This window comes from Nocardioides taihuensis, assembly GCF_042657275.1.
GTDB classification, from domain to species: Bacteria; Actinomycetota; Actinomycetes; order Propionibacteriales; family Nocardioidaceae; genus Nocardioides; species Nocardioides taihuensis.
Genome location: NZ_JBHSKD010000019.1, coordinates 41393 through 67824, shown reverse-complemented (window position 1 = coordinate 67824; position 26432 = coordinate 41393). Strand labels below are relative to the sequence as shown.

Here is a 26432-nt window from a genome sequence, read left to right as displayed (position 1 = left end):
ACGTGGGTCGTGGCGGCCGGTTACTGGTGTCCGCGGCGCCAGACGACGAGCGACTGCCCCGGGGAGGGCTGCCACGGGACCGGCAGCCGGCTGCCGCGCCCGTCCGCCTCGTCGCGGCGTACGGCGAGTGCGCGGCGCAGCGCCGCGCGGGTCGCCTCGAGCTCGGCCTGCAGCTCCTCGTTGCGCGCGCGCAGCGCGTCGAGTCGGTGCTCGAGGTCGAGCAGGCGCCGGACCCCCTCGATGCCGATGCCGGCCGAGGTGAGCTCGGCGATCGAGCGCAGCCGCTCGATGTCGCGGTGGGAGTAGCGGCGGCCGCCACCCGCCGCGCGGCCGGGGGTGATCAGGCCGAGCCGCTCGTAGGTGCGCAGCGTCTGGGGGTGCAGGCCGGTCAGCTCGGCGGCCACGCTGATCACGTACACGGCCGCATCCGGCGGCAGCGGCCCGGGCACCATGCCGTCGCCCATCACGAGCCCGCCTCGAACAGTCCGGCCCGCAGCGGCTTGTCGGCCGTGGCGGCGCGGAAGGCCTCGACCGCCTCGCGGGCGGAGGCGTCGAGCACCGCCGGCACCTGCACCTGCACGGTGGCGAGCAGGTCGCCACGGGTGCCGTCGGCCTTCTGCGCGCCCTTGCCGCGCACGCGGAAGGTGCGGCCGTTGGGGGTGCCGGGCGGGACCTTGAGGGTCACCGGGGCGCCGCCGAGCGTCGGGATCTTCACCTCGGCGCCGAGCGCCGCCTCGTCGAAGGAGATCGGCACGTCGAGGGTGAGGTTGTCGCCCTTGCGGCCGAAGAGCCGGTGCGGGGTCACCTTGACCACGACGTAGAGGTCGCCGGGAGGGCCGCCGTTCTCACCGGGTGCGCCCTTGCCGCGCAGCCGGATCCGCTGGCCGTCCTTGACGCCTGCGGGGATCCGCGCCTGGATCGTGCGCGCCGACAGGCCGCGGCCGGAGCCGTGGCAGGTCGGGCAGGCCTCGTCGTAGATGAGCTGCCGGCCGGCACAGGCGGGGCACGTCTCGTTCATCGAGAAGGCACCACCGACCGAGGCGACCACGAAGCCGGCGCCGTCGCACTCGGGGCAGATCCGCGGCTTGGTGCCGGGCTTGCCGCCGCTGCCGCCGCACTCGGCGCAGGCCGAGTCGGCGGTCAGCCGCAGCGAGATGGTGACGCCGTCCATGGCGTCGGTGAACCCGATCGTGGCCGACGACTCGACGTCCGCCCCGCGGGTGGGCCGGCGCTGCTGCTGCGTGCGGCGGTGCCCGCCGAAGAGGTCCCCGAACATGTCGCCGAACCCGCCGCCACCGCCGCCGCCACCGCCTCCGCCGGAGCGGTCGCGGAGCAGGTCGTCGAGGTTGAACGTCGTGCCCCCGGCCTGGCCGCCGGCGCCGAAGCCGCCCGGGAAGCCGCCGGCGAACCCGCCGGAGCCGTAGAGCTGACGCATCTCGTCGTACTTCTTGCGCTTCTCGGCGTCGCCCACGACGTCGTAGGCCTCGGCGACCAGCTTGAACTTCTCGTGCTTGGCGGTGTCGTCGGGGTGGGAGTCGGGGTGGTTGGCGCGCGCGAGCTTGCGGTAGGCCTTCTTGATCTCGTCGGCCGTGGCGTCCTTGGAGACGCCCAGGACGGCGTAGAAGTCCTTGCCGGCCCAGTCGGCCCGCATGCCGTCCGTGCTCATCCGCGCACCTCCCTTCCCGCGCTCCGTGTCGTGCTCACGTGGTGATCAGTCGTCGACCGGGTCGACGACGAGGACCTGCGCCGCCCGGACGACGCGGTCGCCGATCCGGTAGCCGGCCTTGGCGACCACCTTGCAGGTGGTCACGGTGACGTCGGGGTCCTGCCCGATGTGGGACAGGGCCTCGTGCACCGTCGGGTCGAACGCGTCGCCGACCGCGCCGAACTTGGTCAGCCCCAGCCCGGCGACGACGCGCTCGAGCTGGTCGGCCACGGCCGCGAAGCCGGGGTCGAGGTCGCCGTGCTCGCGCGCCCGGTCGATCGTGTCGAGCACGTCGACGATCGGCGCGAGCGCGGCGTACGTCGCGTTCTCGCGCACCAGCTCGCGGTCGCGGTCGACCCGGCGCTTGTAGTTGAGGTACTCGGCCTGCAACCGCTGGAGGTCGCCGGTCAGCTCGTCGAGGTCGCGCCGGGCGCGGGTGAGGTCGTCCTCGACCTCACCCGCGACCGTGGCCTCGTCCGCGAGCGCCTCCTCGACCGGCGACTCGACCGGCGACTCGACGTCGGTCTCGGCGGGCGCCTCGCCGGCGGCCTCACCGAAGGAGGCGGCCTCCTGCTCAGGCTGGGTCACTTGGACTCCCCGGCCTCGCCCTCGGTGGGCTCGTCGACGATCTCGGCCTCCACGACGTCGTCGTCGGACTCGCCCGTCGAGCCGTCGGAGCCGCCCGCGGCAGCCTGCTCGGCCTCCGCCGCGGCGTACATCGCGGCGCCCATCTTCTGGCTGGACTCACCGAGCTTGGTGATGCCGGCCTGGATCTCCTCCGAGCTCGCCTCGGCGTTCTCGAGCGTCGCCTTCAGCGCGTCGACGTCGGCCTGGACCTCGGTCTTCACGTCGTCCGGGATCTTCTCGCCGTTGTCGGCGAGGAACTTCTCGGTCGTGTAGACGAGCTGGTCACCCTGGTTGCGGGTCTCGACGGACTCGCGCCGCTTGGCGTCCTCCTCGGCGTACTGCTCCGCCTCGCGGACCATGCGGTCGATCTCGTCCTTGCCGAGCGCCGAGCCGCCGGAGATCGTCATCGACTGCTCCTTGCCGGAGGCCTGGTCCTTGGCGGTCACGTGCACGATGCCGTTGGCGTCGATGTCGAAGGTGACCTCGATCTTCGGCACGCCGCGCGGGGCCGGCGGGAGGCCGGTCAGCTCGAAGTTGCCGAGCGGCTGGTTCTGCGCCCACATCTGGCGCTCGCCCTGGGCGACCTTGATCTCCACCGAGGGCTGGTTGTCGTCCGCGGTCGTGAAGATCTCCGAGCGTTTGGTCGGGATCGTGGTGTTGCGCTCGATCAGGTTGGTCATCACGCCGCCCTTGGTCTCGATGCCCAGCGACAGCGGGGTCACGTCGAGCAGGAGGACGTCCTTGACCTCGCCCTTGAGCACGCCGGCCTGCAGCGCGGCGCCCACGGCGACGACCTCGTCCGGGTTGACGCCCTTGTTGGGCTCCTTGCCACCGAGCAGCTCCTTGACCAGCTCGGTCACCGCGGGCATGCGGGTGGAGCCACCGACGAGCACGACGTGGTCGATGTCCTTGATCGCGACGCCGCCGTCCTTGAGCACCGACTTGAAGGGCTCGCGGGTGCGGTCGAGCAGGTCGGCCGTCATCTTCTGGAACTCGCTGCGGGTCAGCTTCTCCTCGAAGTGGAGCGGGCCGGACTCGCCGTGGGTGATGTAGGGCAGGTGGATCGTGGTCTCGGAGCTCGAGGACAGCTCGATCTTCGCCTTCTCCGCGGCCTCCTGGAGGCGCTGCTTGGCGATCTTGTCGGCCCCGAGGTCGACGCCGTTGTTGTCCTTGAACTTCTTGACCATCCACTCCACGACGCGGCTGTCCCAGTCGTCGCCGCCGAGGTGGTTGTCGCCCGAGGTCGCCTTGACCTCGACCACGCCCTCACCGATCTCGAGCAGGGACACGTCGAAGGTGCCGCCGCCGAGGTCGAAGACGAGGATCGTCTGGTCGTCGCCCTTGTCGAGGCCGTAGGCCAGCGCGGCCGCGGTCGGCTCGTTGACGATGCGGCTCACGTTGAGGCCGGCGATCTCGCCCGCCTCCTTGGTGGCCTGGCGCTGGGAGTCGGAGAAGTACGCCGGGACCGTGATCACCGCGTCGGTGACGGTCTCGCCGAGGTAGGCCTCCGCGTCGCGCTTGAGCTTCTGCAGCACGAAGGCGCTGATCTGCTGGGGGGTGAACGACTTGTCGTCGATCTTGACCGTCCAGTCCGTGCCCATGTGGCGCTTGACGGAGCGGATGGTGCGGTCGACGTTGGTGACCGCCTGACGCTTGGCGACCTCGCCGACGAGGACCTCGCCGGACTTGGCGAAGGCGACGACGGACGGGGTGGTGCGGGCGCCCTCGGCGTTCGCGATGACGGTGGGCTCGCCACCCTCGAGGACCGAGACGACCGAGTTGGTGGTGCCGAGGTCGATGCCGACGGCTCGTGCCATGGTGGGGTACCTCTCTCGTTGCTGGTTGCTGCGGCTCGCCGACCTGCCGGATGACAGTTGAGCCGGATGCACTCAAGTCTTATCACTCGGTTCAACGCAGGGCGGAGCCGGGGTTGTTCCCGCTCGGGAGAGGAATCTTGCGGCCGCAGCGGCGCGGGTCAGCCCGTGGCCGCCGCACCGGGCCGCGCGTCGGTGCGCGGCACGACGCAGCCGGCGGTCACCGGGGCGCCCTCGCAGCAGGGGCGGATGTAGCCGCAGCGGTCGCACCGCGAGTGGGAGGTCTCCCACCGCATCCGGGCACCGCAGTTGTCGCAGTCCATGTCGTCCAGGGCGTCCAAGGCATCCACCCGCGCCAGTCTGCCCGCGGCAGGCGGCCGGTGGCGCGACGACGCGCGCGGTCAGTCGGGCGTGACGATCGCGAAGTCGGGGTCGCCGGGGTCGAGCACCGCGAGCAGGCGGCCGAGCACGCCGAGGTCGCCGTCCACCTCGACGCCCGCTGCCGCGAGCCCGGCGGGGTCGAGGTCCGCCTCGCCCGTGGCCGCGAGCGCCAGCGCGCCGAGCGCGGCGCGGCCGCCGGTGATGCGGAGGTCGGCCGGGTCGGGCTGGGTCGCCGCGGTGTGGGTGAGGACGCCGTTGGCCAGGGCCAGCCGGTAGGTCACGCCCGCGTCGGCCAGCACGATGTCGACCGAGAGCCGCTCGTCCCACGCCCGCGGCCCGTCGACCCGCACCGCCAGCGAGTCGAAGAGCATCTCCGGCGTCAGCGCCGCGACGAAGTCGGAGGCGTCGGTGCTCACCGGCGTCCCGAAGCCGCCCTCGCGGAGCTCGGTCGCCCCGGAGAGGTAGACGTTGCGCCAGGTGCCGTTCTCGGACCCGAACCCCAGCTGCTCGAAGGTGTCCGCCAGCAGGGTCCGGGCCCCGGCGTGGTCAGGCTCGGCGAAGACCACGTGGCTGAGCACCTCGGCGACCCACCGCCAGTCGCCCTCGTCGTACGACGCGCGGGCCTGCTCGACGACGCGGTCGGCGCCACCCATGAACGCGACGTAGCGACGCCCCGCCTCGACCGGCGGGTGCGCCCACAGCCGGGCCGGGTTGCCGTCGTACCAGCCGAGGTAGCGCTGGTAGACGGCCTTCACGTTGTGGCTGACCGACCCGTAGTAGCCGTGCGTGTGCCACGCCGCCTCGAGGGCGGGCGGCATCCGGAGCACCTCGGCGATCTCGGCGCCGACCAGCCCGCGGTTCATCAGCCGCACGGTCTGGTCGTGGAGGTAGGCGTAGAGGTCGCGCTGCAGCGAGAGCAGCTCGACGACCCGGTCGGTGCCCCACGTCGGCCAGTGGTGGGAGGCGAAGAGGACGTCGGAGTCACGCGCGAACAGGTCGATCGCCTCGGTGAGGTAGCCGGCCCACGCGTGCGGGTCGCGGACCTGCGCGCCGCGGAGGGTGACCAGGTTGTGCAGGGTGTGGGTGGCGTTCTCGGCCAGGCAGAAGGCTCGGTGGTCCGGGAACCAGAAGTGCATCTCCGACGGCGCCTCGGTGCCGGGCGCCATCTGGAAGACCATCCGCACCCCGTCGACGGTCTCCTCCTGGCCGGTCGTGGTGATGTCGAGGGTGGGCGCGATCAGCGTGACCGTGCCGGTCGAGGTGGTCTGCCCGAGGCCGGCGCCGACCTGGCCCCGGGCCCCGCGCGCCAGCGCCGCGCCGTACATGTAGCCGGCACGCCGGGTCATCGCGACGCCGGCGTACACGTTCTCGGAGACGGCGTGCTCCAGGAACCCGGCCGGCGCCAGCACGACGACCTCGCCCGCGTCGACGGCCTCCTGCGTCGTGACGCCCTTGACGCCGCCGAAGTGGTCGGCGTGCGAGTGGGTGTAGACCACGCCGGTCACCGGACGGTGGCCCCGGTACTCGCGGTAGAGCGCCAGCGCGGCGGCGGCCGTCTCGACGGAGATCAGCGGGTCGATCACCACGACGCCGCGCTCCCCCTCGACGAAGGTGACGTTGGAGAGGTCGAGGCCACGGACCTGGTAGATCCCCTCGACCACCTCGTAGAGGCCCTGCTGGGCCACGAGCTGCGACTGCCGCCACAGGCTCGGGTGGACCGTGCCGGGCGCCTCGCCGGACAGGAAGGCGTAGGAGTCGTTGTCCCACACCACCCGCCCGTCGGCGGCCCTGACCACGCCGGGCTCGAGCCGGCCGATGAAGCCGCGGGCGGCGTCCTCGAAGTCCCGGGTGTCGTGGAACGGGAAGGCGTTGGTGTCGGCGGTCATGCCGCCACGACACACACCAGTGGTAGGGACGTCGTCCCCCACGGCGGAGGATCCCGGCCGCTCAGTCGGGGTCGGCCCCGGGGTAGATCCGGAAGCCGGTCAGGCTGCGGTGCGCGAAGGTCGCGTAGAAGGGCGCTGCGGCGGCGTCGGAGACGAGGTCCATGCGCAGGGTGCGGGTCGCCTGGAAGGTGGCCACGACGAGCAGGCGGCCGATCCCCCGCCGGCGGTGGTCGGGGTGCACGGCGAGGAAGCCGAGGTGGCTCTGCAGCACGCCGTCGCCCATCGCCTGCGCCCAGCCGACGACCTCGCCGCCGGCCTGCGCGACGTAGGCCACCGCGCCGGGAGCGGTGCACACGGCGTCGACGACGGCCGGGTCGGACAGCGAGGGCCACTGGACGCGCACGGACAGCCGGGCGACGGCCGGCGCGTCGGCCGGGTCGTAGGGCCGGACGTCCACGGTGGGCATGCCCCCGTTCTAGCCGAAGACGGCCCCCTCGTCGCCCCACCCGTCCAGCAGGTCGCCGAGGACCGTCGTGGCGTGGGCCACGTCCCACGCACGGCACTCGCGGTCGACCACGGCGTACGCCGCGCGCAACGGCTCGGGGTCGCCGTCCAGGACCGCCTCGAGCTGGGGCAGCAGCCGCTCCGCGCTCCACTCCGGTACGGCGAGCGGGTGCTCGCGCAGCTCCCAGGCGAGGTACTTGTTGTAGGGCCGCACCCGGCCGCCGAGCGCGAAGACCACGTCGAGCAGCCAGGCCACCGACTCGGCGGCGTCCAGGCGGCGCTCCAGCGGGCGGCCGTCGCGGTCGGACTTGAGGGCGCGGTAGGCGAAGTTCACCCAGCCGTCGAGCCGGTCGCCCTCGACCAGCAGGGCGCGCTGCTCCGCGTCGTCGAGCGTCGCCTGGCGGTGGCAGGCCGCGGTGACCCGGCCGTCCGGGGTGTCGCGCAGCACGTCGACCCACGCGTGCTGCCACCGGAACCACCAGTCCTCGGTGCCGAACGGCGGCACCCTCTCGAGCTCCGCGATCCCGGTCGGGATCTCGTCGATCGCGGTGCTGCGCCGTGTCGGCGGCACGGGCACACCGTCCGCGAGCACGACGAGCACGTCGACGTCGGAGCGGTCGGTGGCCATGCCCCGCGCGGCGGAGCCGGTCAGCACGACGCCGATCACCGCGGGGTCCTCGCGGGCGAGCACCTCCGCGAGGGCGGCACGCGCCCGCTCGGGCACGCTCACACCAGGCCGGCCATGCGCAGCGACCGGTCGACGAGCGAGACCCGCCGCAGCGACCGGACCTCCTCGAGCGGGATCCAGCGCGCCTCGTCGGTGGTCCCGCCGACCTCGCGGGTCAGCTCGCCGCCGACGACCTCGGCCTCGAAGACGACGCGGACCGACTTGAGCACCCGGCCGCTCCCGTTGTGGCGGCGGTGGCCGGGGATGAGGAAGGAGTCGACGCCGAGCAGGCGGCCGAGCCGCACGTCGTACCCGCTCTCTTCGCGGACCTCACGGACCGCGGCCTCCTCGACGCTCTCGTGCAGCTCCACGCCGCCGCCCGGCATCGTCCACTCGGGCTCGGCCGCCTCGTTCCACAGCGCCAGGAGGATGCTCGGCCCGTCGAGGATCACGGCGTACGCCGCGAGGCGCGTGTCGTAGTCGGTGTAGTCCACGCCGCGCAGTCTCCCCCGGGCCGACCCTCGGTGTCCTCCGGGTTTGACCCGGGTGGTTGGGTCGGAGCCATGACTGTCCCGCAGCTGCAGCTCCACGACGGCACGACGATCCCCCAGCTCGGTCTGGGCGTCTTCCAGGTCCCGCCGGAGGAGACCGCCCGCGTGGTCACCGACGCCCTCGAGGTCGGCTACCGGCACATCGACACCGCGCAGATGTACCGCAACGAGGAGGGCGTCGGCGAGGCGCTCGCGCAGGCGGGCCTGCCGCGCGACGAGGTCTACGTGACCACCAAGCTCAACAACGGCTTCCACCGGCCCGACGACGCGCGCCGCGAGCTCGCGGTCTCGCTCGACCGGCTGCGGCTCGACAGGGTCGACCTGTTCCTCATCCACTGGCCGCTCCCGACGCGCTACGACGGCGACTTCGCCTCCACCTGGCAGGCCCTGCTCGACCTGCGCGACGAGGGACTGACGACGTCGGTCGGCGTCTCGAACTTCCAGCCGGCGCACCTCGCGCGGATCATCGAGGCGACCGGCGAGGCGCCGGTGGTCAACCAGGTCGAGTGCCACCCGTGGTTCGGAAACGAGGAGGTGCGCGCAGCCGACCGCGAGCACGGGATCCTCACCGAGGCGTGGGCGCCGATCGCCCGCGGCCGGGTGAACGACGAGCCGGTGATCACCACGATCGCCGGACGCCTCGACCGGACGCCGGCCCAGGTCACGCTGCGCTGGCACGTGCAGCGTGGCGACATCGTCTTCCCCAAGACCGTGAGCCCCGGGCGGATGCGCGAGAACTTCGCGCTCTTCGACTTCGAGCTGACCGACGACGACATGGCGGCGATCTCCGGGCTCGACCAGGGCGACGCGGGCCGCACCGGCCCCGACCCCGACACCTTCGACTGGATCCCCTGACGGTGGCAGGCTGGTCGCATGCCGACCACGCCCACGACCGTCGTCCTCTTCGGCGCGACGGGTGACCTCGCCCGGCGCAAGCTGCTCCCGGGACTGCTGCACCTCTTCGAGACCGGGCTGCTCCAGGAGGTGCGGGTCGTCGGGACCTCCCTCGACGACCACACCCGCGACTCCTTCGTCGACCTGGCACGCTCGTCGGTCGAGGAGCACGGCACTGAGACCGACCTCGAGGCCTGGCCCGAGTTCGCCAAGCGCCTGCACTGGGCACCGGGCTCGGGCGGGGCGCCGGCCCTGCGGGCCGCGGTCGAGGAGGCCGAGCAGGAGGCCGGCTGGGACGGCCCGGTCTCCCGGCTGCATTACCTGAGCGTGCCGCCGAAGGCCGCGCTGGCCGTCGTCCGACTGCTGCACGACTGCCAGCTCGTCGAGCACAGCCGGATCGTGATGGAGAAGCCGTTCGGCACCGACCTCGCCTCGGCACAGGAGCTCAACCGGCAGCTGCACGAGGTCTTCGACGAGTCGCAGATCTTCCGGATCGACCACTTCCTCGGCAAGGAGGCGGCCCAGAACATCCTGGCCTTCCGCTTCGCCAACGGCCTCTTCGAGCCCATCTGGCACCGCAACCACATCGACCACGTGCAGATCGACGTGCCGGAGTCGCTCGGCCTCGAGCAGCGGGCGTCGTTCTACGAGGCGACCGGCGCCTACCGCGACATGGTCGTCACCCACCTGTTCCAGGTGCTGGCGTTCACCGCGATGGAGCCGCCGACCGCGCTCGAGCCGTTCGCGATCAGCGAGGAGAAGTTCAAGGTCTTCCGCTCGCTGAAGCCGATCGAGCCGCACGACGTCGTGCGCGGCCAGTACGTCGGGTACCGCGACGAGGAGGGCGTCGCCGACGACTCCGAGACCGAGACGTTCGTCGCGCTGCGCTGCTTCATCGACAACTGGCGGTGGGCCGGCGTGCCGTTCTACCTGCGCACCGGCAAGAAGATGCCCGAGGGCGCGCGGATCATCTCGATCGCGTTCAAGGAGCCGCCGCGCTCGATGTTCCCCGAGGGCTCCGGAGTCGGCGACCACGGCCCCGACCACCTCACCTTCGACCTCGCCGACCAGGCCAAGATGTCGCTCTCCTTCTACGGCAAGCGCCCGGGCCCGGGGATGCGGCTCGACAAGCTGTCGATGCAGTTCGCGATGCACGACACCGGCTGGGCCGGCGCGGTCCTCGAGGCCTACGAGCGCCTGATCTACGACGCCGCGCGCGGCGACCGCACGCTCTTCACCTCCGCCCAGGGTATCGAGCGCCTCTGGGAGGTCTCCACGCCGCTGCTGGAGAACACGCCCGTCGTCCGCCCGTACGGCGTCGGCACCTGGGGACCCAACCAGGTCCACCAGCTGATCGCGCCGTACGCCTGGCGGCTGCCCTTCGAACGCGGCTGGCGCGACCCGAACTCGGTCGGCTCCTGACTAACCGGCCAGCCGGCCCGGCATCTGCCACCCGGCGGCCAGCCGCGACGGCACCAGCGGCTGCCCGTCGCCGAAGAAGTCGCAGAACTTCATGATCAGCGGGTCCCAGGCCTGCGGGTCGACGTGGTGGGTGCCCGGCAGCAGGACCGCGTCTGCGACGTGGGCGCGCACCACTTGCACGTGGATCGCGTGCGCGTCTGCCGAGTCGTCCTCGATCCGGAAGCTGCCTGCGACCCGGCACTCGAGCTGGATCGGGCACTCGAGCACCCGGTCGGGCGCGACGAGGTCGGAGGCCTGCGGCGTCAGGCCGGCGACCTCGAACTTGCGCGGCTCGTAGCGGTAGCCGGTCTCGCGCTTGTGCGGCGGGACCACCGGCGTGCCGGTCGTCAGCGCCAGCCGGTCGACGTGGTCGACCAGGTCGGCGGGGGCGAGGTTGAGCACAGCCTCGCCGGTGCGCAGGAGGTTCTGCGTCGTGCGCGAGGCGGCACCCAGGCCGAGCACGGCGTTCTGCCCCAGCCACCAGGCCGAGGACATCGGCGCCAGGTTGGTGGAGCCGTCGGGGTTGGTGGAGGAGACGATGACGACGGGGGTGCCGTAGTAGTGGACCTTGAGCGGTACGACGCGGTGCATGACCCGATCCTCGTCGCCGGACGGCGCCGGTTCTGGCGGGAATCGGACACGGCAGCGCCGGCCCCGCGCCGAGCTCCGGCCATGGCGCGCGCCGGGGCGAGACGTTAGCGTGACGCCACCGACCCGCCGGTCCCGGCGGTAACAGACGCTCCGGAGGTCGTGACGTGCGCATTCTCCTCGCGGACAAGCTGCCCGAGCAGACGGTCCAGGACCTCGAGGACCACGGGCACGAGTGCGTGTCCGAGCCCGGCCTCAAGGCGGACGACCTGCCCGGGCGGATCGGCGGGTTCGACGTGCTCGTGGTGCGCAGCACCAAGGTGCCGCGACCGGTCTTCGAGGCCGCGGACCGGCTGGCGCTGGTGGTGCGGGCCGGGGCTGGAACCAACACGATCGACACCGACGCCGCCGCCGAGCGGGCGGTCCTCGTCAGCAACGTGCCCGGACGCAACGCGGCCGCGGTCGCCGAGCTGACCCTGGGCCTGCTGCTCGCGGTCGACCGGCGGATCCCCGACAACGTCGCCGACCTCCGCGAGGGCCGCTGGGACAAGACGACGTACGGCAAGGCCGAGGGCCTGCTCGGCTCCACCCTGGGCATCGTCGGGCTCGGCTCGATCGGCTTCCTGGTCGCGGAGCGGGCCGCGGCGTTCGGCATCCGGCTCCAGTCGGTCGCCCGCGAGGGACGCTCGGCGGCCTCCCTCGCCCGGGCCGAGGAGCTCGGCATCACGATGTGCGACTCGCTCGAGGAGCTCGCGGCCACCTCCGACATCGTCTCGCTGCACGTGCCCTCCAACGCGGGCACGAAGCACCTGGTCGACGAGGCCTTCCTGGCACGGATGCGCCGGGGCGCGATCCTCCTGAACACCTCGCGCGGCGACGTCGTCGACGAGGACGCCCTGCTGGCAGCCCTCGACGAGGGCCGGGTGCGGGCGGGGCTCGACGTGTTCGAGGACGAGCCCGGCTCGGGCCGTGCGGAGTGGAGCTCCCCGCTCGCCCAGCACCCGGCGGTCGTCGCGACCCACCACATCGGTGCGTCCACCACCCAGGCCCAGATGGCCATCGCTCGGGGCGTCACCGAGATCGTCGACGCGTTCACCGCGGGCGAGGCGCGGCACTGCGTCAACCTCGACCCCGACCGCCTCGGCTCGCACGCGATCAAGGTCCGTCACCTCGACCGGGTGGGCGTGCTCGCCCGGGTGCTCGACCGGCTCAGCAACGCCGGGCTCAACGTGCAGCACATGACCAACCGCGTCTTCCGCGGCGGCGAGGCGGCCGTCGCGTCCATCGACGTCGAGGGAGACGTCTCGGCGGAGCTGCTCGACTCGCTCGCCAGGACGCCGCACGTGCTGGGCGTCGCGGTGGTGACGATGGACGACGGCGCCGGGACGTCCCCGTGAGCGACGTCCGACCGTTCCCCGCGCACGTCGTCCGTCAGGCCTCAGCCCGGCGCACCGTCACCGCGATGACCGAGTCGCAGGACGACTCCGGAGTCGACCTCTACGGCGTCGCGCCCGACCTCCAGCACTACGACGCGGCTCCACCCGCGCTCTACGTGTACCGCCAGACGCGGGCGGACGGCGAGGCCTACACGGGGGTCGTCTGCGACGTCGCCGTCCACGCGATCGCCGCGGGACGGGTGCGCGCCCACGAGGCCGTGGATCCGATGCGGCTCGAGGCGCTGCTGTGGCACCACGCCCGCAGCAAGGCCGCTCCCGCCCTCGTGATGCTCCTGCACCGCGCGGGCCCGGTGTACGCGCAGGCCGTCGCCGAGACCCAGACCGGCGAGCCGGTCGTGGACTTCGACGGTCCGGGCGGCTACTGGCAGACGGTGTGGCGCGTCCCCGACTCGTGGACAGCGGCCCTGGCCGACGAGCTCGGCGGGACCGAGCTCTACATCGCCGACGGACACCACCGCACCGCCGCGGCGCTCGAGGAGTGGCGTCGCGCGGGTGAGCCGCCGTCGGCCGGGCTGCTCTGCCTGGTGCACCCCATCGACGGGCTCAGCCTGTCGGCGTTCCACCGCCGGATCTCGGGCCCGATCGAGCCCGAGCAGCTGCTCGGGCTGCTCGACGGCCGGTTGGCCGTGCGCCTGGCGTCGGGGCCGTCGTCGCTGCCGGTCGGCTCGATGAACCTCTACGTCGGGTCGCGCTGGTACGACGTCGACCTCCCGGCCGACCGCCCGCCCGGCGTCGCCGGCCTCGACGTGTCGATCCTCCAGTCGGTCGTGCTCGACCGGCTCCCGCCGGCACCGCCCGGCCGGATCCGCACCGTCGACACGGTCCCCGCCGCCGAGCCGCTGGACGTCCTGGTCACGCGGTGCGACATCGACCGGGGAGCGCTCTTCACGCTGGCGCCCCCGCCGCCGGAGGCGCTGTTCGAGATCTCCGACGCCGGCGAGGTCACCCCGCCGAAGGCGACGTACTTCGAGCCGAAGCCCGCCGCCGGCATCTTCCTGCGGCGCTGAGCGAGCCACGACGTCGTCCGGGGGGCGTCCGATGCCGCGGCGTTCCCGAGTCGCCTCAGCCGTCGTCGTGCTCGCTCATGACTGCAGGAACGCGCCGATACCGTCGAGGACCCGGTCCACGTCGTCGTCGTCGACATAGGGCGCGAGGCCGAGCCGCAGGCCGTTCTCGTCGTCGAGGCCGAGGCGGCGGAAGGGCTCGTAGGCGTAGAAGCTGCCGGCCGGGGCGAGCACGTCGCGGGCGGCGAGGAACGCGTAGGCGTCCCAGGTCTTGCGCCCGGGCATCGTGAGCAGCAGCGTGGGCGTGCGGTCCGCGGCGCGCGAGTGCAGCACCACCCGGTCGCCGAGTGCGGCCAGCCCGTCCTCGATGCGGCGCCGCAGCCGCTGCTCGTGCTCGTCGACGGCGTGCAGCCCGGCCCGCAGCCGCTCGCGGCGGTCGCCGCCCGCTGACCCCGCGATGCCGGCGAGGAAGTCCACGGCCGCCGCGGCGCCGGCGAGCGCCTCGTAGGGCAGCGTCCCGAGCTCGAACCGCTCGGGCACCACCTCGGTGGACGGCAGGAGCTTGTCGGGATGGAGGGTCTCGAGCAGCTCGGGCGAGGCGCCGAGCACGCCGCAGTGCGGGCCGAGGAACTTGTACGGCGAGCACACGAACAGGTCAGCGCCCAGCGCCTCGAGGTCGACCAGCTCGTGAGCCGCGTAGTGGACGCCGTCGACCCACACGAGCGCACCGACGGCGTGGGCCGCGTCGGCGATGCGGCGGACCGGCGGCTTGGTGCCGAGCAGGTTCGAGGCGCCGGTGACCGCGACGAGCCGGGTGCGGGGGGTGATCGCTGCCTCGACGCTCTCCCACAGCGCCTCGGAGGTCGCGGGGTCGAAGTCGATCCAGCGCACCGCGAGGCCGTGCGCCTCGGCCGCCTGCACCCAGGGCCGCACGTTGCAGTCGTGGTCGAGCCGGCTCACGACCACCTCGTCACCGGCCCGCCAGGTCTTGGCCAGGGCCCGGGAGAAGTCGTAGGTGAGCTGGGTGGCGCTGCGGCCGTGCACGACGCCGGTCGGCGGGACGCCGAGCAGGTCGGCGTACGCCGAGCGGAAGGCCGCGATCGCCTCCTCCGCCGCCCGCTCCGAGGCCACGGCCGCCCCGCCGAGGTTGGACAGCGGGCCGGTGAGCGTGGCGGCCATCGCCTGCCCGACCTCGCGCGGCGTCTGGGTGCCGCCGGGGCCGTCGAAGTGGGCGATGCCCGAGCGCAGCGACGGGAAGTGGCTGCGCAGGGCGGCGACGTCGTAGGTCATCGGCCGATCCTGTCGCCCGGACCGGCCGGATTCAACCGTGTCGGCGCGCCGCGGGAGGATGAGCGGGTGACTCGGGGGACGGACGCGACGGAGACCGGCTTCCGGCTGCGCGACATCGCGCTGCCCGCCTACGGCCCCACGGTGGTCAACTGCATCGGTCAGGGCGCGGTGCTGCCGGTCCTCGCGATCCGGGCCGTCGACCTCGGCGCGGACGCCAGCACGGCGGCGCTGGTGGTCGCGGTGCTGGGCGTCGGCACCCTGCTCGCGTCGCTGCCCGCGGGCGCCGCCGTGGCGCGGGTGGGCGAGCGGCGGGCGCTCTTCGTCGCCGGACTGGTCGAGGCCACGGCCCTGGTCGCGTCGGCGGCGACCGACTCGGTGGTCGGCCTCGCGCTGGCGACCGCGACGGCCGGCGCGGCGTGGGCTGTCTTCCTGATCGCCCGGCAGGCCTTCATCATCGACGCGGTGCCGCCCGCCTACCGGGCCCGCGCCCTGTCGACCCTCGGCGGCAGCGCCCGGGTCGGGGTGTTCGTGGGGCCGATCGTCGGTGCGGGGCTGATCCACCTCAGCGGGCTGCCGGCGGTCTTCGTGCTGGCCGCCGGGTGCTCGGTCGCCTCGGCCCTCCTCGCCCTGGCGATGCCCGACCTCTCCTCGGAGTCCCGCCTCGAGCAGGGCCGCGCCGGGCACGCGTCGGTGTGGTCGGTGCTGGGCCGGCACCGGCGTACGCTCCTCACGCTCGGCACCGCCGTCGTGGTGATCAGCGGGTCACGGTCGGTCCGCGTCGGCCTGCTGCCGCTCTGGGCCCACCACGTGGGCCTCTCGGCGAGCACGACCTCGCTGATCTTCGGTCTGGCGGCCGCCATCGAGATCGTCTTCTTCTACCCCGGCGGCTGGCTGATGGACCACCACGGACGGGCGCTCGTCGCCGTACCGGTGGTGCTCGCGGTGGCGGTCGGCTGCCTGGTGCTGCCACTGACCTCCTCCGCCGTCGGCGTCGCCGGCGTGATGGCGCTGATCGCGATCGGCAACGGCCTGGGGGCAGGGATCGTGATGACGCTCGGCGCCGACACCGCGCCGAGCGTGGGCCGCGCCCAGTACCTCGGCGGCTGGCGGCTGTGCGGGGACGTCGGCGGGACCAGCGGTCCGCTGCTGGTGGGAGCCCTGGCCGCCGCAGCGCCGCTCGCGGTCGCGAGCGTGGTGGTCGGCGTGCTCGGCCTGTTCGGCTCGGCGTGGGTCGGCCTGTGGACCCACCGCCTCGACGTCGCCCGCGCCCGGTCCCTCAGCCGACGGTGACGCGGACGGCGTTCGAGGCCAGGTCGGTGTCGGTGTCGACGACGCGGAACTTGTTCACGCCCGTCTGACCGGTCTGGATGTAGGTCGAGAAGGTCTGGTTGCTGACGTTCGCGGTGATCTGGGCGAAGTCGACCCACTGCCCGCCGGTGAAGCGCTCCACGCGCAGGATCGCGCCCTCGCCGCCGGGGTAGGTGCCGGTGAGGTCGATCTGCTCCATCGGCGCCACCGCGGTCTGCGAGGCGGAGAGCGAGATCTTGGACTCCGGCTTCTTGTCCTTGGTGGTCTCCTCCTCCGACGGCTCGACGGTCTCGCCGTCAGTCGGGGTCGGCTCCTGGGCCAGGGTCAGCAGCGGTCCGCTCTCGGCCGTGGTCTTGTGGAACTTGGGGATGTAGAGGGTCCCGTCGGCCGTGTTCTCCGCCGTGGCGGCGTCGCCGTCGAGGCCGAGCACCCGGGTGGCGCCGAGCACCGTGAGACCCGCGATCAGGCCGACCACCAGGCCGACGCCGACGAGCGCGATCAGGCCGGCGGCGATGGGGTGGTCCTCACCCGTGAGCTGCTCGCGGTCGGGCACGGGCGGTGCACCCCCTCGGTCGGTGACATGCCGGAATGCCGCCATTGTTCACGACGGCCGCCGGGATCCCCAATCCGGCTCGGCGTGCGTCTATCGCGGCGACAGGACCACGACCGGGATCTCGCGGTCGGTCCAGCGCGCGTAGTTGGCGAAGTCGGCGTAGAGGTCGACCAGCAGGGGCCACAACCGGGCCCGCTCCTCGGGCGAGGCGGTCCGGGCGTGGACCTCGCGCACCTCCGAGCGGATCTGCACCCGCGTGTCGGGGTGGGCCTGCAGGTTGCGGTACCACTGCGGGTCGTGCGGCAGCCCGCCCTGCGAGGCGACGACCACGACGTCGGGGCCGTCGAGCAGGTAGAGCAGCGGGGTGGTGTAGAGCCGGCCCGACGTGCGGCCCACGTGGTCGAGGAGCAGGGTCGGCACCGGGTCGAACAGCGCCGAGCCGATCCGCCACCGGCCGCCGATGCGACCCCCGGTGCGGCGGTAGGCCCACACGTGGGCCCTCGCGGCGTGCTTCATCACCTTCGGCACCAGCGGGGAGTCGAGGCCCTGCGGCCGCTCCTTGACCTTCACGCGCTGCGCCATCACAGGCCCCGCTTCCAGACCAGCTCCTCGACGAGACGCCGGCTCCGCCAGCCGTCGGGGGTGCGCACCAGGTCGTGGTGGTAGACGCCGCCGATCTCCACGATCAGCTCGCCGTCGGGGGTCGCCATCACCATCGGGTTGTCGAAGTACGCCGCGACGCGCGCGGCGTCGTCCCCCTCCCACGCGATCTCGACCTGGCCGAGCAGGTGCATGCGCCGCGGGAAGAGCGGGAGCATCTCGGCCAGCCAGGCCTTGACCTCGGGGAAGGTGCCCTCGACGCCGCCGGACTGCGTGTAGTCGATCGCGGCGTCCGGGGTGAAGACGGTGTCGAGCCGGTCCCAGTCGCCGGTGTCGATGGCGCGGGTGTAGCGGATGAGCACGTCCTCGATCTCGAGGCGGTCGGAGATCTGCTGGAGGTCCACGGGCGCACTCTTCCACAGAACTGAAACACGTTCTAGTCTGTCCGCCATGAGGTTCACCTACGCCGAGGCGATGACGCGCGCGACCTACTACGCGCCGCTCGCCCAGGCCGCCGAGGCGGCCGGCTACACGAGCATGACCGTGGCCGACAGCCTCATCTACCCGCAGGAGTCCGACTCGAAGTACCCCTACACCGACACCGGTGACCGGGAGTTCCTCGAGGACAAGGAGTTCATCGAGACGATGGTGCTCACCGCGCACCTCGCCGCGGTGACGCGGACGCTGCGGTTCACGCCGTTCGTGCTCAAGCTGCCGGTGCGCCCGCCGGTGCTCGTGGCCAAGCAGGCGTCCTCGATCGCCTACCTCAGCGGCAACCGGCTCGGGCTCGGCGTCGGGCTGTCGCCGTGGCCCGAGGACTTCGCGGCGCTCGGCGTCCCGTGGCAGCGCCGCGGCAAGCGGATGGACGAGTGCATGGACATCCTGCGCGGGCTGACGTCCGGCGACTTCTTCGGGTACGACGGGGAGTTCTACTCCTTCGAGCCGCTCAAGCAGTGCCCGGCCCCGACCGAGCCGATCCCCCTGCTCGTGGGCGGTCACAGCGACGCGGCGCTGCGGCGCGCGGTGCTCAAGGGCGACGGCTGGATGCACGCCGGCGGTGACGGCGAGGAGCTCGACCGGCTCCTCGCGCGGCTCGCCGAGATCCGCCAGGCCGAGGGCGACGACCGCGACGACTTCGAGGTGCACGTCATCTCCTACGACGCCTACGACCCCGACGGCGTGCAGCGGCTCGCCGACAAGGGGGTCACCGACTGCATCGTCGGCTTCCGCGTGCCCTACATCGTCGGCCCCGACACCGAGCCGCTGGAGAAGAAGGTCGAGCACCTCGAGCGCTACGCCGAGAGCGTGATCAGCAAGGTCTCCGCGTGACCACCGAGGCCTTCCAGAAGGCGGTGGCGGAGGCGGAGGAGATGATCCGCAACCCGCCCTTCGAGATCTCGGACCAGGACCTCGCCGAGGGCCTCGACTACCTCGCCGGGTCGATCCGGTCCGCGCTGCAGATGGCCTTCGACTACGACCTCGAGCACCCGGTGCTGATCAACCCGACGCACCAGTACGCCCGCCAGGGCCTCGACAACCCCGACGCCGTCTACTTCAACGCCTACCTCACCGAGGGGGCGTCGTACCTCGTGTCCGGCAGGCGGGGCACCACCGTGGACCTCTCCTTCCAGATCATGGACGGCACCTACTCCGACGCCGGGGCGCCGAACACCCTGGCGGCCTTCGACGACCGGGAGCTCGACGTCGCAGTGGACGGCACGTTCGAGTGGCGCTTCGGCCCGGAGCTGGGGCTGCGCAAGGGCAGCACGCTCATCGTCCGCGAGGTGTACGACGACTGGAACGCCGAGGAGCGTGGCACCCTGCGGATCCAGCGGCTCGACACCGCCGGGCGACCCCGCCCGGCGGTGACTCCGGAGCGGGTCGAGAAGCGGTTCGGCGTCGCGGCGAAGATGCTGACGGGCCGGATCCGGACCTGGTTCGCCTTCCCCGAGTGGTTCACCTACAAGGAACCGGTCAACACCCTGACGGTGCCCGCCTCGACGCCCGGCGGCCTGGCGTCGCAGTTCTCCTCGATCGGGCACTACTCGCTCGGCGACGACGAGGCGCTGGTCGTGACCGTGCCGGTGTGCGACGCGGCGCCGTACCAGGCCATCCAGATCGGCAGCCGGTGGTACGTCTCGACGGACTACGAGCACCACCAGACGTCGCTCACGCGGGCACAGTCGGTCGCCGATCCCGACGGCTTCCTGCGCTACATCGTCAGCGAGCGCGACCCGGGCGTGGCCAACTGGCTCGAGACCTGCGGCCACCCGCAGGGCGTGATGATGCTGCGCTGGCAGCGCGTCTCGCGCGACCTGGGTGAGGCCGACGGGCCGCGCGTCGAGGTCGTGCCCGTGGACGACCTGCCCGCCCGCCTGCCGTTCCACGCCGACAACCAGCTCACCCCGTCCGCCCGCGCGGACCGCATCGAAGCCCGCCAGGTCGGCGTGGCCAGAAGGATGATCTCGTGACCGTTCCGCTGCTGCAGGACAAGGTGGTCGTGCTCTCCGGGGTCGGGCCCGGGCTCGGGCGCGCGCTCGGCGAGGAGGCCGCGAGGATGGGCGCGGACCTCGTGCTCGTCTCCCGCACCGAGCGTCGGCTGGAGAAGATGGCCGAGGTCGTGCGGTCGCACGGGCGGCGTGCGCTCGTCGTCCCGACCGACATCACCGACGAGGACGCCCGGGTGCGCCTCCTGGAGCGGTCGCTCGAGGAGTTCGGGCGGGTCGACTGCCTGCTCAACAACGCCTTCGGCATCCCGCCGATGGACCCGCTCACGACCCTCGACCTCGAGGGACTGCGCACCGCCAACGAGACCAACGTGTTCGCGCCGCTGCGGCTGACCGCGCTGTTCGCCGACGCGCTCGCCGCGACGCCCGGGAGGCCCGGCGGCTCGGTGATCATGCTCAACTCCTGCGTGCTCTACAGCTCGCAGCCGGAGTACGCCGGCTACAAGCTCTCCAAGGGCGCGCTCGCCCACCTCGCCTCCTCGCTCGCGACCGAGCTCGGGCCGCGCGGGATCCGCGTCAACAGCGTGGCGCCGTCGTACATCTACGAGGACGTGAACAAGGCCTACTTCGACTGGCTGGCCTCGGAGAAGGGCGTCACCCACGAGGACATCTACCGCGAGAAGGCTGCCCCGACCGACCTCAAGCGGCTGGCCACGCCCGACGAGGTGGCGCGGGCGACGCTGTTCCTCGCCAGCGACCTGGCCTCCGCGGTGACCGGGCAGGTGCTCAACGTCGACTGCGGGGAGTTCCACGCCCGATGACACGCCCCCGCGACGACCTCGGGTCGTACGACGACATCGCCGCGGCCGCCGTACGGACGACCGGGCTCGACGACTTCGGCGGCACCGCCCACGAGGAGGGGCTGCGGCTCCTGGTCGACGACCTCGCCTCGCCCGAGGCCGGTCTGACGCCGCTGGGCAACGGCTTCCACCGGCGCGAGGTGAAGAGCGCGCTGGTCGGGCGGCTGCTCACGCAGCTGCGCTTCGCCGAGCACCCGGAGCACGTCGACGTGCCGGTCGAGCGACCGATCTTCGTGGTCGGGCTGCCGCGGACCGGCACCACCGCGCTGCACCGGCTGCTGCACGCCGACCCGGCGCACCAGGGGCTCGAGCTGTGGCTCACGGAGTTCCCGCAGCCGCGCCCGCCGCGCGAGGCCTGGGAGAGCGACCCGGTCTTCTCCGCGATGCAGGCCGCCTTCAGCGAGCACCACGTCGAGTTCCCCGAGTTCATGGGGATCCACTACATGGACGCCACCTCGGTCGAGGAGTGCTGGCGGCTGCTGCGGCAGACCGGCAAGTCGATCAGCTACGAGTCGCTGGCGAACGTGCCCCGCTACTCCGCGTGGCTGGCCGGCCAGGACTGGACCGACGCCTACCAGCGGCACCGCGAGAACCTCCAGCTGATCGGGCTCCACGACGCCGACAAGCGCTGGGTGCTGAAGAACCCCTCGCACCTCTACGCGCTCGACGCCCTGATGACCGTCTACCCCGACGCGCTGGTCGTGTGCACCCACCGCGACCCGGTCACCTCGGTCGCGTCGGCGTGCTCGCTCTCGGCCGAGGCCACCGCCGGCACCTCGACCACCTTCGTCGGCGAGACCGTCGGCCGCACGCAGCTCGACATGCTGGCCCGCTCGTGGCAGCGGTTCGTCGCCGCCCGCCCGTCGTACGACCCGGCGCAGTTCGTCGACGTCGAGTACGACGCGTTCGTCACCGACCCGGTCGGCACGACCCGCCGCATCTACGCGTCGTTCGGGCTCGACTGGACGCCGGCCGCAGCAGCCGCCATCGGCGAGATCGACGCCGAGTCGCGCCGGGGCGGCAAGCGCCCCTCGCACCGCTACTCCCTCGACGACTACGGGCTGACCGAGGACGAGGTGCGCGCGGCCTTCGCCTGAGCTGCGCCGGGGGTGGTCACGGTCCGTGCGCGCCCGGGATCGCCATGCTGACCACGGGTGAGACCGTGATGCCCACCGCCGCGCGACCGACCGAGGAGAGGTCGGGCCCGAGCATCGTCTCCATCACGGCACGGAAGTCCGACTCGGTCCGCCACGCCGACGTGCACCGGAAGCCGGTCTCGGTGGGCATCGTGGCGAAGAACATGCAGCCGACGTACGGGGGGCGTCCCGCGGCCTCGCCGCGGGCCCGGGTCAGAGCCTCGACCGCGTAGGCCTGCTCGAGGGTGGCCTCGGGCACCTCGAACTCCACGATCACCGCCATGGCGAACCCCCTGTCCTGGTGTGGTTGCTGGTCCCGGCAGTGCCCCGGTGCGGGCGTGAGATCAGGGTCGCGCGAACGACCACACCGGACTCGTCGCGGCCCGGACGCATCCTCCCGGACACCCGACCCTTCACGCACCGGATTTCGGTGGGGGCCTGCCCACTACGTCGGCACCACCGATGTCGAAGAGCCGTGGCCGGCTGCGTCTCCGGGGTGGAGGTGCCGAGAATGGGCACCACGCACACCGAGGAGATGACCGATGGCGAAGTACCTGCTGCTGAAGCACTACCGGGGCGGCCCCGAGCCGATGCCGGGCTCCCGGACACCGATGGACCAGTGGACGCCGGAGGAGATCTCGGCGCACATGGCGTTCATGGACCACGTGGCCGACACGCTCCGCGAGCGCGGTGAGTACGTGCGCGGGGAGGCGGTGTCGCCCGAGGGCACGTTCGTGCGGTTCGACGGCGACGGCCGGCCGCCGGTGACGGACGGTCCGTTCGCGGAGACCAAGGACCTGATCGCCGGCTGGATGATCATCGACGTCGACTCGGTCGAGCGCGCGCACGAGGCGGCCGCGCTGCTGTCGTCGGCCCCCGGCGCCGGCGGCCGGCCGCTGCAGGAGTGGATCGAGGTCCGCGAGTTCCTCGAGTACGAGCCCTCGGCCTCGGAGTGACCCCGGAGTGACTCCCGAGCAGCCGGCGCCGCTCGAGGCGGCGGTGCGCGACGTCGCACCGCAGGTGCTCGGCATCCTCGTCCGCCGCGGAGCCGACTTCGCGGCGGCCGAGGACGCCGTCCAGGAGGCGCTGGTCGAGGCGGTACGGCGCTGGCCCGACGACCCGCCCGACGACCCGAAGCCGTGGCTGGTGACGGTCGCCTGGCGCAAGCTGGTCGACGACGCACGACGCGACAGGGCGCGCCGCAACCGCGAGGTACGGCTCGAGGAGCAGCCCGAGCCCGGCCCGGCCGAGGAGCACGACGACACGCTGCTGCTGCTCTTCCTGTGCTGCCACCCCGCGCTGACGCCGTCCTCGGCGGTCGCGCTCACCCTCCGCGCGGTGGGCGGGCTGACGACGCGCCAGATCGCCGACGCCTACCTCGTGCCCGAGTCGACCATGGGCCAGCGGATCAGCCGCGCGAAGCGCACGGTGAAGGAGGCGGGCGTCGGCGAGCCCGGCGACCTGCGGCGCGTGCTGACCGTGCTCTACCTCGTCTTCAACGAGGGCTACTCCGGCGACGTCGACCTGTCGGCCGAGGCGATCCGGCTCACCCGGATGCTGCGGCGGGCCAGTGACGAGCCCGAGGTCGACGGGCTGCTCGCGCTGATGCTGCTCCACCACGCCCGCCGGGCAGCGCGCTGGTCGGCGGACGGGTCGCTGGTCGCCCTGCCCGAGCAGGACCGGTCGCGCTGGGACACCGCCCTGATCACCGAGGGCGTCGACGTGCTGCAGGGCGCGCTGGCCCGCGACCGGATCGGCGAGTACCAGTGCCAGGCCGCGATCGCCGCCCTCCACTGCGACGCCCCGTCGGCCGACGAGACCGACTGGCCGCAGGTCCTCGAGTGGTACGACGAGCTGCTGCGGCTCACCGGCTCACCGGTCGTCGCGCTCAACCGGGTCGTGGCGCTGGCCGAGGTCGACGGCCCGCTCGTCGGGCTGCGCGCGCTCGACGCCGTGCCAGCGCAGGTGCCCCGGCGTACCGCCGTGGCGGCCTGGCTGCACGAGCAGGCCGGCGACACCGCGACCGCCCGGACGCTGTACGTCGAGGCAGCCGCGGCCGCCGGCAACCTCGCCGAGCGCGACCACCTCACCCGCCAGGCCGCCCGGCTCGGCGCGGCCGACGGGTCCCGTGGTCGGGATCAGCCGGGCGAGGCGTAGGCCGCCACGCCGGTGTCGAGGATGACGCAGGGCTCGTCGCCGAGCGTCCAGGCGTCGTGCCCGGGCGCGAGGTCGACGACGTCGCCGGGTCCGACGGTCATCTCCTCGCCGTCGTCGTACCTCACCGTCATCGAGCCCGAGAGGCAGATCCCGGTGTGGTGGGTCTGGCAGGAGTCGGTGCCGGCGATCGGCTTCACGTCCTCGGACCAGCGCCAGCCGGGCTCGAAGACCCCGCGGCCGAGGGTGAAGTCGCCGACGGTGACCACGTCCAAGTGGCCGTGCGCCCGGAACGGGCGCCGTTCGTGCGGTGTGTCGATGCTGTGCTTCCCACTCATGGTGTCACCCCTTGTCCTCCCCGCGCACCCACCACCGTGCGCCTCGATCCGCCCCACGGCAATGGCCCGCCGAGACGGTCTGGGCCGGCCCCGGGCGGGCCCGCCTCATCCGCGGCGGACCATGTGGCGCACGACCGCCGGGCCCTAGGTTGCGCGCATGGTCGACATCCTCCTGGGCCTGCTCGCGATCCTCGCCGGCGGCTTCATGCTCATCGCGGGCCGGTTCGTGCTGCGGTTCGCCCTCGTCATCTGGGGCTTCTTCGCCGGGTTCGCCTTCGGCGCCGGGCTGGTCTCCAACCTCGCGGACGAGAGGTTCCTCGGCACGGTGCTCGGCTGGGCACTGGGGCTGCTCTTCGCCCTGGTCTTCGCGATCTTCGCCTACCTCTACTACGCGGTCGCCGTGATCCTGGTGATGGCGGCGTTCGGCTTCGCGATCGGCTCGGGCCTGGTGGTCGCGCTCGGCATCGACTGGAACTGGCTGGCGATCCTCGTCGGCGTGGTGGTCGGGGCGGCCGTGGGCGTGCTCTCCGTGCTCGGCAACATGCCGATGGCGGTGCTGATCTTCCTCGGCTCCGTCGCCGGGGCGCTCAGCGTGGTCGGTGGCCTGATGCTGGTCTTCGGCTCGCTGAACTCGGCCGACTTCACCCGCGGTGACGTCTCCACGGCCATCGACGACAGCTGGTTCTGGTGGCTGCTCGCGGTGGCGCTGACCGTGTTCGGCATCGTCGTCCAGGCGGCCGGTGCTGCGGCCTCGCGCCGCAGCGTCCGGGCAGCCTGGTACGCCGAGCCGGTCTCGCCCTCCTGATCCCTCCGACGCCCTGCCCGGCCGGGTAGTACGTCACGAAACGCCCCGTTCCCCTCATGGGAGTGGGGCGTTTCGTGACGTACTACCCGACACGGTCAGTCGGAGACCTCGCCGAACTGGGCGCGGGCCTCGCGTTCGGCGACGGCGTGCACGTCGGTGCGGTCGTCGTAGGACCAGAAGTCGTGGAGCCAGGCGGCGGTCATCGCGACGCCGGCGACGCACGCGAAGCCGCCGCTGACGATCGAGGCGCGCACCCCCCACACGTCGGCGGTGATGCCGGCGCGGACCTGGCCGGCGAGCGGGCCGACGGAGTACGACAGCATCTCGATGCCGGCGAGGCGGCCGCGCATGTTCTCGGGGATGGTCTGGTTCCACACCGTGCCGCGGAAGATGCCGGAGATCATGTCGGCCGAGCCGGAGAGCATGAAGAAGAGGAGCACCAGCCAGATGTTGGGCATCAGGCCGGCGACGCCGACGCAGGCGCCGTACGCCATCGCCGCGATCACGATCGCCCGGCCGTGGTGGTGGACGCGCGCGGTCCAGCCGCTGAGCGCGGTGGCGATCAGCGCACCGACCGTCTCGGCGGAGTAGAGCAGGCCCAGCAGCTGCGGCTGCCCGAAGACCTGCTCGGCCAGCGCGGGGAAGACCACGACCGGCATCGCCAGCATCATCGCGGCGATGTCGACGAGGTAGGTGCCGAGCAGGTCGCGGCGCCGGAAGGCGTAGCGCAGGCCCTCGCCGATGCCGGCCAGGCTCGGCGGGGTCGTCTCGGCGCGGTGCGGGTAGGGCCGCATCGCGACGTACATGAGCGTGGCGATGGCGAGGCCCGTGACGTCGACGACGAAGCACCAGCCGATGCCGACGTAGGCGACCATCAGGCCGCCGATGAGCGGGCCCCCGAGCACACCGATCTGCATGCCGAGGCTGGTCAGCCCCTGGCCGGCCATCAGCTTGTCGTGGGGCACCGTGCGCGGCATCAGCGCCTCCCGCGAGGGCCGTTGCAGCGATGAGGTCGCGGCCAGCAGGCCGGCGAGCACGAAGACCACCCACACGTCGGGGTCGTCGCGGAACGCGTTGAGCGCGAGCGCCACCGTGACCGCAGCCTGCGCGACACCGGTGAGGATCAGCAGCTTGCGCCGGTCGACGTGGTCGGCCAGCGCGCCACCGTAGAGGCCGAAGACGACGAGGGGCACGAGCTCGACGAGACCGATCGCGCCGACCGCGAAGTTGGAGCCGGTCAGCGTGTAGATCTGGTAGGGGATCGCGACGTAGCTGACCATGCCGCCGAGGTAGAACACGGTGCCGGCCACGAAGAGCAGCCGGAAGTCTCGGTAGCGCAGCGGGCTGGTGTCGATGCGCAGCGCCCGCAGTCGTTCACGCCAGGTCACAAGCGCAGATCGTG

At 72.7% G+C, this 26432-nt stretch carries 28 protein-coding genes and 1 pseudogene; 12 read left to right on the top strand and 17 right to left on the bottom strand.

All coding sequences use genetic code 11. The features are described from left to right. Window positions 1-20: 20 nt before the first annotated feature. The 9 genes from ACFPGP_RS15540 to ACFPGP_RS15500 form a co-directional block, all read right to left on the bottom strand. Window positions 21-464 carry a heat shock protein transcriptional repressor HspR gene (locus ACFPGP_RS15540; protein ID WP_378591627.1) on the bottom strand — a complete coding sequence of 148 codons (444 nt, stop codon included), beginning with the start codon at window positions 462-464 and terminating at the stop codon, window positions 21-23. After that, window positions 464-1666 (bottom strand): molecular chaperone DnaJ, encoded by a 1203-nt coding sequence (gene dnaJ, locus ACFPGP_RS15535; RefSeq protein WP_378591626.1) that lies wholly within the window; start codon window positions 1664-1666, stop codon window positions 464-466. The genes ACFPGP_RS15540 and dnaJ overlap by 1 nt, the downstream gene beginning before the upstream one ends. 45 nt (window positions 1667-1711) lie before the next feature. Continuing rightward, window positions 1712-2293 (bottom strand): nucleotide exchange factor GrpE, encoded by a 582-nt coding sequence (grpE, locus tag ACFPGP_RS15530; RefSeq protein WP_378591624.1) that lies wholly within the window; start codon window positions 2291-2293, stop codon window positions 1712-1714. Then, on the bottom strand, window positions 2290-4149 hold the full coding sequence (dnaK, locus tag ACFPGP_RS15525; protein ID WP_378591622.1) for a molecular chaperone DnaK: 1860 nt from the start codon (window positions 4147-4149) through the stop codon (window positions 2290-2292). The genes grpE and dnaK overlap by 4 nt, the downstream gene beginning before the upstream one ends. A gap of 158 nt (window positions 4150-4307) precedes the next feature. Beyond that, window positions 4308-4496: a hypothetical protein gene (locus ACFPGP_RS15520; protein WP_378591621.1), complete on the bottom strand. Its 189-nt coding sequence runs from the start codon at window positions 4494-4496 to the stop codon at window positions 4308-4310. Between the two features lie 51 nt (window positions 4497-4547). Next, window positions 4548-6413 (bottom strand): alkyl/aryl-sulfatase, encoded by a 1866-nt coding sequence (locus ACFPGP_RS15515; RefSeq protein WP_378591619.1) that lies wholly within the window; start codon window positions 6411-6413, stop codon window positions 4548-4550. Between the two features lie 61 nt (window positions 6414-6474). Next, window positions 6475-6879 carry a GNAT family N-acetyltransferase gene (locus tag ACFPGP_RS15510; RefSeq protein WP_378591618.1) on the bottom strand — a complete coding sequence of 135 codons (405 nt, stop codon included), beginning with the start codon at window positions 6877-6879 and terminating at the stop codon, window positions 6475-6477. A 9-nt stretch (window positions 6880-6888) separates the two neighbouring features. Next, entirely contained in the window at window positions 6889-7641 is a 753-nt protein-coding gene (locus ACFPGP_RS15505; RefSeq protein ID WP_378591616.1) for a nucleotidyltransferase domain-containing protein, read from the bottom strand. Between the two features lie 2 nt (window positions 7642-7643). After that, a complete protein-coding gene (locus ACFPGP_RS15500) occupies window positions 7644-8078 on the bottom strand; it encodes an NUDIX hydrolase (protein ID WP_378591615.1) in 435 nt (144 codons plus the stop codon). Window positions 8079-8147: 69 nt separating this feature from the next. Between ACFPGP_RS15500 and ACFPGP_RS15495 the strand changes: the two genes are divergently transcribed. Both ACFPGP_RS15495 and zwf read left to right on the top strand, forming a co-directional pair. Next, window positions 8148-8990, top strand: coding sequence for an aldo/keto reductase (locus ACFPGP_RS15495; protein ID WP_378591613.1), 843 nt, complete (start codon window positions 8148-8150; stop codon window positions 8988-8990). Between the two features lie 30 nt (window positions 8991-9020). Then, window positions 9021-10451 (top strand): annotated as a pseudogene (gene zwf, locus ACFPGP_RS15490) (glucose-6-phosphate dehydrogenase); the annotation flags it as partial. Here zwf and ACFPGP_RS15485 read toward each other — a convergent pair. Further along, complete coding sequence (locus ACFPGP_RS15485) at window positions 10452-11081, bottom strand: flavin reductase family protein (RefSeq protein ID WP_378591610.1); 630 nt, start codon at window positions 11079-11081, stop codon at window positions 10452-10454. It lies immediately after the preceding pseudogene. A gap of 164 nt (window positions 11082-11245) precedes the next feature. Between ACFPGP_RS15485 and ACFPGP_RS15480 the strand changes: the two genes are divergently transcribed. Together ACFPGP_RS15480 and ACFPGP_RS15475 are read left to right on the top strand one after the other, a co-directional pair. Further along, window positions 11246-12475, top strand: coding sequence for an NAD(P)-dependent oxidoreductase (locus tag ACFPGP_RS15480; RefSeq protein ID WP_378591608.1), 1230 nt, complete (start codon window positions 11246-11248; stop codon window positions 12473-12475). A gap of 65 nt (window positions 12476-12540) precedes the next feature. Continuing rightward, on the top strand, window positions 12541-13542 hold the full coding sequence (locus ACFPGP_RS15475; protein WP_378591607.1) for a DUF1015 family protein: 1002 nt from the start codon (window positions 12541-12543) through the stop codon (window positions 13540-13542). A gap of 75 nt (window positions 13543-13617) precedes the next feature. Here ACFPGP_RS15475 and ACFPGP_RS15470 read toward each other — a convergent pair whose 3' ends face one another. Beyond that, window positions 13618-14829 carry a cysteine desulfurase-like protein gene (locus ACFPGP_RS15470; protein WP_378591605.1) on the bottom strand — a complete coding sequence of 404 codons (1212 nt, stop codon included), beginning with the start codon at window positions 14827-14829 and terminating at the stop codon, window positions 13618-13620. Between the two features lie 66 nt (window positions 14830-14895). Between ACFPGP_RS15470 and ACFPGP_RS15465 the strand changes: the two genes are divergently transcribed. Beyond that, window positions 14896-16119, top strand: a complete 1224-nt coding sequence (locus ACFPGP_RS15465; protein WP_378591604.1) for an MFS transporter — start codon at window positions 14896-14898, stop codon at window positions 16117-16119. On the opposite strand, the gene ACFPGP_RS15460 is transcribed toward ACFPGP_RS15465, so the two are convergent. From ACFPGP_RS15460 to ACFPGP_RS15450, 3 genes are all read right to left on the bottom strand, one after another. Further along, window positions 16106-16690 (bottom strand): hypothetical protein, encoded by a 585-nt coding sequence (locus ACFPGP_RS15460; protein WP_378591602.1) that lies wholly within the window; start codon window positions 16688-16690, stop codon window positions 16106-16108. The two genes, ACFPGP_RS15465 and ACFPGP_RS15460, sit on opposite strands and share 14 nt — an antisense overlap. Before the next feature lie 90 nt (window positions 16691-16780). Further along, window positions 16781-17272 (bottom strand): nitroreductase/quinone reductase family protein, encoded by a 492-nt coding sequence (locus ACFPGP_RS15455; protein WP_378591601.1) that lies wholly within the window; start codon window positions 17270-17272, stop codon window positions 16781-16783. Then, on the bottom strand, window positions 17272-17694 hold the full coding sequence (locus ACFPGP_RS15450) for a nuclear transport factor 2 family protein (protein ID WP_378591599.1): 423 nt from the start codon (window positions 17692-17694) through the stop codon (window positions 17272-17274). Before ACFPGP_RS15450 ends, ACFPGP_RS15455 begins: the two co-directional genes overlap by 1 nt. Before the next feature lie 46 nt (window positions 17695-17740). Here ACFPGP_RS15450 and ACFPGP_RS15445 point away from each other — a divergent pair, with 46 nt between their 5' ends. From ACFPGP_RS15445 to ACFPGP_RS15430, 4 genes are read left to right on the top strand one after another with little or no spacing between them, the layout of a single operon-like run. After that, entirely contained in the window at window positions 17741-18619 is an 879-nt protein-coding gene (locus tag ACFPGP_RS15445; protein WP_378591597.1) for a TIGR03619 family F420-dependent LLM class oxidoreductase, read from the top strand. Then, on the top strand, window positions 18616-19761 hold the full coding sequence (locus ACFPGP_RS15440) for a hypothetical protein (RefSeq protein ID WP_378591596.1): 1146 nt from the start codon (window positions 18616-18618) through the stop codon (window positions 19759-19761). The genes ACFPGP_RS15445 and ACFPGP_RS15440 overlap by 4 nt, the downstream gene beginning before the upstream one ends. Beyond that, window positions 19758-20558: an SDR family oxidoreductase gene (locus ACFPGP_RS15435; RefSeq protein WP_378591594.1), complete on the top strand. Its 801-nt coding sequence runs from the start codon at window positions 19758-19760 to the stop codon at window positions 20556-20558. The genes ACFPGP_RS15440 and ACFPGP_RS15435 overlap by 4 nt, the downstream gene beginning before the upstream one ends. Next, window positions 20555-21694 (top strand): sulfotransferase family protein, encoded by a 1140-nt coding sequence (locus ACFPGP_RS15430; protein ID WP_378591593.1) that lies wholly within the window; start codon window positions 20555-20557, stop codon window positions 21692-21694. Before ACFPGP_RS15435 ends, ACFPGP_RS15430 begins: the two co-directional genes overlap by 4 nt. Window positions 21695-21710: 16 nt before the next feature. On the opposite strand, the gene ACFPGP_RS15425 is transcribed toward ACFPGP_RS15430, so the two are convergent. Beyond that, on the bottom strand, window positions 21711-22016 hold the full coding sequence (locus tag ACFPGP_RS15425) for a hypothetical protein (RefSeq protein WP_378591591.1): 306 nt from the start codon (window positions 22014-22016) through the stop codon (window positions 21711-21713). Window positions 22017-22275: 259 nt separating this feature from the next. On the opposite strand from ACFPGP_RS15425, the gene ACFPGP_RS15420 reads away from it, so the two are divergent. Together ACFPGP_RS15420 and ACFPGP_RS15415 are read left to right on the top strand one after the other, a co-directional pair. Further along, complete coding sequence (locus ACFPGP_RS15420) at window positions 22276-22689, top strand: YciI family protein (RefSeq protein ID WP_378591590.1); 414 nt, start codon at window positions 22276-22278, stop codon at window positions 22687-22689. A 7-nt stretch (window positions 22690-22696) separates the two neighbouring features. Beyond that, complete coding sequence (locus ACFPGP_RS15415) at window positions 22697-23890, top strand: RNA polymerase sigma factor (protein WP_378591588.1); 1194 nt, start codon at window positions 22697-22699, stop codon at window positions 23888-23890. Here ACFPGP_RS15415 and ACFPGP_RS15410 read toward each other — a convergent pair. Beyond that, window positions 23872-24225, bottom strand: coding sequence for a cupin domain-containing protein (locus ACFPGP_RS15410; RefSeq protein ID WP_378591586.1), 354 nt, complete (start codon window positions 24223-24225; stop codon window positions 23872-23874). The two genes, ACFPGP_RS15415 and ACFPGP_RS15410, sit on opposite strands and share 19 nt — an antisense overlap. 157 nt (window positions 24226-24382) lie before the next feature. On the opposite strand from ACFPGP_RS15410, the gene ACFPGP_RS15405 reads away from it, so the two are divergent. Beyond that, entirely contained in the window at window positions 24383-25030 is a 648-nt protein-coding gene (locus ACFPGP_RS15405; protein ID WP_378591585.1) for a hypothetical protein, read from the top strand. A gap of 95 nt (window positions 25031-25125) precedes the next feature. On the opposite strand, the gene ACFPGP_RS15400 is transcribed toward ACFPGP_RS15405, so the two are convergent. Continuing rightward, entirely contained in the window at window positions 25126-26418 is a 1293-nt protein-coding gene (locus tag ACFPGP_RS15400) for an MFS transporter (protein ID WP_378591583.1), read from the bottom strand. Window positions 26419-26432 lie beyond the last annotated feature (14 nt).